This window comes from Caulobacter sp. (assembly GCF_049283275.1).
Classification (GTDB): Bacteria; Pseudomonadota; Alphaproteobacteria; order Caulobacterales; family Caulobacteraceae; genus Caulobacter.
The window spans coordinates 1-3,935 of the sequence record NZ_JBAPVS010000301.1 but is presented as its reverse complement, the minus strand read 5'-3'; the positions used below and the strand labels follow the sequence as shown (position 1 = coordinate 3,935).

Annotated in this window: 3 protein-coding genes; all 3 read left to right on the top strand. The window is 70.1% G+C overall.

Translation table 11 applies throughout. The features are described from left to right. Nucleotides 1–1,659, top strand: a 1,659-nt coding sequence (locus WAL33_RS17130) for a type II and III secretion system protein family protein (RefSeq protein WP_422182731.1), incomplete at its 5' end; no start/stop codon positions are given. Between the two features lie 10 nt (nt 1,660–1,669). Then, a complete protein-coding gene (locus WAL33_RS17125) occupies nt 1,670–2,371 on the top strand; it encodes a CpaD family pilus assembly protein (RefSeq protein ID WP_422182730.1) in 702 nt (233 codons plus the stop codon). After that, nucleotides 2,371–3,831 (top strand): AAA family ATPase, encoded by a 1,461-nt coding sequence (locus WAL33_RS17120; protein WP_422182729.1) that lies wholly within the window; start codon nt 2,371–2,373, stop codon nt 3,829–3,831. Before WAL33_RS17125 ends, WAL33_RS17120 begins: the two co-directional genes overlap by 1 nt. Nucleotides 3,832–3,935: the final 104 nt, after the last annotated feature.

Sequence of the window (3,935 nt, the reverse complement as noted above, 5' to 3'; positions counted from 1 at the left end):
ACGCCGGCGCGCGTCGCGTCCCGCGCGCTCGACACGCCGACCATGGCGCCGCCCGCCGACCGGGTGCTGCGCATCGACCTGACCGCCTCGGGCGCCCAGACCCTGGCCCTGTCGCGCGGCAAGTCGGCGATCATCGAGCTGCCCGTCGACGTGCGCGACATGCTGGTGACCAATCCGGCCGTGGCCGACGCGGTGCTGCGCGGCCCGCGTCGCATCTATGTGCTGGGCATGGCCCTGGGCGCGACCGACGCGGTGTTCTTCGACGCTTCGGGTCGAAAGATCCTCAGCCTGGCGATCCAGGTCGAGCAGGACTCCACCGCCCTGGAGGACACCCTGCGCCGCGTGCTGCCCAACGCCAGCATCCAGGTGCAGTCGATCCGCGACAGCGTGATCCTGACCGGATCGGTGGCCAACACCGGCGAGGCGGGCATGGCCTCTCAGATCGCCGCCCGTTTCGTCGACAAGCCCGACAACGTGCTGAACATGCTGACCATCGCCGGCAAGGACCAGGTGATGCTCAAGGTTCGCATCGTCGAGGTCCAGCGCAGCGTCATCAAGCAGCTGGGGGTCTCGACCAGCCTGTTGTTCAACGACGGACTGAAGTCCTACAGCCTGGGGCGCTCCAACACCTTCGGCGTCAACGGCGCTCTGGTGGGCGGCGGCAGCGCCTGCTACGGGCGCGACGGCGCCCGCACGACCAATGTGACGAACACCAACACTTCGACAGGCAACAGCAGCTCCTCGACGACCAGCGCGTCGAACAGCACAAGCGCCTCGGCGGACTGGTCCGGCGCCCTGCCGCCGGTGCCCAGGACCGTGTACGACATCGACGGAAATCCAGTGACGGTCGTGGCGAACCAGACGGCCGCCCTGCATCAGGCCAACGCCAGCGCCAGCGGGTCGACCAGCGGCTTGTCGAGCGTGCTGAGCAGCGTGGCGACCACGGCCTACAAGACCATCACCGGCAACACCGTGAACGGCTGCCTGCAGGCCTTCGAGCGCGTGGGCCTGATCAAGACCCTGGCCGAGCCCAACCTGACCGTGGTGTCGGGCGAGGCCGGCAAGTTCCTGGTCGGCGGCGAGTTCCCGGTTCCGGTCTCCCAGGACCTGGCGGGCCGCATCGCGCTGGAGTTCAAGCCGTACGGCGTGGGCCTGGGCTACACCCCGGTCGTCATGTCGGGCGGCCGCATCTCGCTGAAGCTGTCGACCGAGGTGTCGGAACTGTCCAGCCTGGGCGCCTTCACCCTGGTCGGTTCCGGCGGCGGTCCCAGCCTGAGCGTGCCCGGCCTGACGGTGCGGCGGGCCGAGACCACGGTCGAACTGCCGTCCGGGGGCTCGCTGATGATCGCGGGCCTGCTGCAGCAGCAGACCAAGCAGAACATCGACTCCCTGCCAGGCATGACCAGCCTGCCGATCCTCGGCTCGCTGTTCCGCTCGCGCGACTATCTGAACGGCGAGACCGAGCTGGTGGTGATCATCACCCCCTATATCGTCGACCCGACCAAGGCGCAGAACCTGCAGACCCCGGCCGACGGCCTGCAGATGGCCAACGACATGGGCACGGTCCTGATGGGCAGGCTGAACAAGGTGGTCAAGGCGCCGCTCGGCGCCAACAGCGAGCGCGCCTATCAGGGCCCCGTCGGCTACGTGATCGAGTGAGAACGCCGACATGACGCGCCCCCATCCTTTTTCGCTCCGATCGGTTTCGAAACAGGTCGCCGCCGGCCTGGCGCTGGCGCTGCTGGCCGCCTGCGCCTCGCCGCCCGCCGGGCCTGAAACAGCGCTCGCCACGCGCACCGAGACCGCGCAATGGACGGACCGCGTCCACATCGACGCCCATCCGGACGAGATCTTGCTGGCCCTTCACCCCGAGGGGCTGTCGGCCGCTCAGACCCAGGCTCTGGACGGGTTGCTGCGCCGCTGGCTGGCCGCCGAGGCGCGCGAGATCGTGGTCAGCGCCCCTGCTGGCGGAACGGGCGGCCGCATGGCCGTGGCCGCTCGCCAGCGCCTGATCGCCATGGGCGCGCCGCCCGCCAAGGTCCAGGTGACGAGCTATGACGCCGGGAGCGCGCCGGGCGCGCCGCTGAAGGTCGGCTTCCTGCGCTACACCGCCCAGGTCCCGCAATGCGGCGGCTGGGAGAACATCACCGCCACCCGCGACAACACCGCCTACCAGAACTTCGGCTGCGCGGTGACCGCCAACATGGCCGCCCAGGTGGCCAATCCCGAGGATCTGTTGAGCGCGCGCGCGGAGAGTCCGATCGATTCCGGACGGCGCGCGACCGTGCTCGACAAGTACCGCAAGGGCCAGGTCACGGCCTCGGCCAAGGACGACCAGTCCAACGGCATCGTTTCGAAGGTGGTCAACTGATGACCCCGCGTGACGATCACGATCCCTTCGATCTGGGTTCCGGGGTCGACGACGATTTCGCCGCGCCGGCGGAGAGCTCGGACGTCGATCCGTTCGCGGATTTCCCGCCCGCCCGCCCAGGCGAAGGCGTTTTCGCGCCGTTCGTGGACCTGCCTCCGCCGGCCCCCGCCGTGGCGCCCGCGCCTGCGCCCGCGTCGAGCTATCCGATCGGCGCCGCCCAGGCCCTGATGCAGGAAGTCATGGCCACCGCCGACGCCGAGATGGGCGAGGCGGTCGTGCCGCGCATCACCATCCACGCCTTCTGCGCGCGCCCCGAGACCGCGGCCCTGGTCGAGGCCGCCTCGGCCGACCGCCGCATGGTCCGCGCCTCGACCACCGTCCGGCCCGGCGGGCTGGAAGCCGCGGTGGACTACTATCATAACCAGTCGACCCCCTCGCTGGTGCTGGTCGAGAGCCTGGACGCCGCCCCGCGCATGCTGGCCCTGTTGGACGGCCTGGCCCAGGTCTGCGACCCGGGCACCAAGGTCGTGATCATCGGCCAGACCAACGACATCGCCCTCTATCGCGACCTGATGCGGCGCGGGGTCAGCGAGTACATCACCCAGCCCCAGAGCCCGCTGCAGATCGTCCGCGCGGTTTCCAGCCTCTATGCCGACCCCGCCGCGCCGTTCGTCGGCCGCCAGGTGGCCTTCGTCGGCGCCAAGGGCGGCGTCGGGTCCTCGACCCTGGCCCACAACTTCGCCTGGTCGATGGCCGAGCGTCTTCAGGCCGCCACGGTGATGGTCGATCTGGACCTGCCGTTCGGCACGGCGGGCCTGAACTTCAACCAGGACCCGCTGCAGGGCGTGTTCGACGCGCTGAGCCAGCCCGACCGCCTGGACCCGGTGCTGATGGACCGGATGATGGTTCGGTGCGGCGACCGCCTGTCGCTGTTCGCCGCCCCCGGCTCCCTGGACCAGGACTATGAAATCGCGGCCGACGCCTTCGAGGAGGTCACCCAGAAGATCCGCGGCGCGGCGCCGTTCGTGGTGCTGGACCTGCCGCACGCCTGGAACGCCTGGATCCGCCAGGTGCTGATGGCCAGCGACGACCTGGTCGTGGTGGCCACGCCGGATCTGGCCTCCCTGCGCAACGCCAAGAACATCGTCGACCTGGTCCGCGAGGCCCGGCCCAACGACATCCCGCCGCGCCTGGTGCTCAACCAGGTCGGCGTGCCCGGTCGTCCCGAGATCCCGGTCAAGGACTTCGGCGAGGCCCTGGGCCTGACGCCGTCCCTGGTGCTGCCCTTCGATCCCAAGCCCTTCGGCCAGGCCGCCAACAACGGCCAGATGGTCGCCGAGGTCGCGCCCAAGTCGAAGGCCGCCGAGGGCATCGACCATCTGGCGCGCCTGATCAGCCGACGCGAGCCGCCGGCGCCGCAGAAGACGTCGGTCTTCTCCGGCCTGTTCGGGAAAAAATAGGGCATGTTCGGCAAGCGCGATCAGGCCTTGGTCCGCCCGGAGTCGGCGCCGCCGCCCGTCTCCACCGCCGGGCCGGCCATCGCCACGCGTCCGCAGCGCGTCGA

What these genes read in the sequence shown, in the direction of transcription:
- WAL33_RS17125 (WP_422182730.1), top strand. Translation starts at nt 1,670, where the DNA reads ATGACGCGCCCCCATCCTTTTTCGCTCCGATCGGTTTCGAAACAGGTC.
- WAL33_RS17120 (WP_422182729.1), top strand. Translation starts at nt 2,371, where the DNA reads ATGACCCCGCGTGACGATCACGATCCCTTCGATCTGGGTTCCGGGGTC.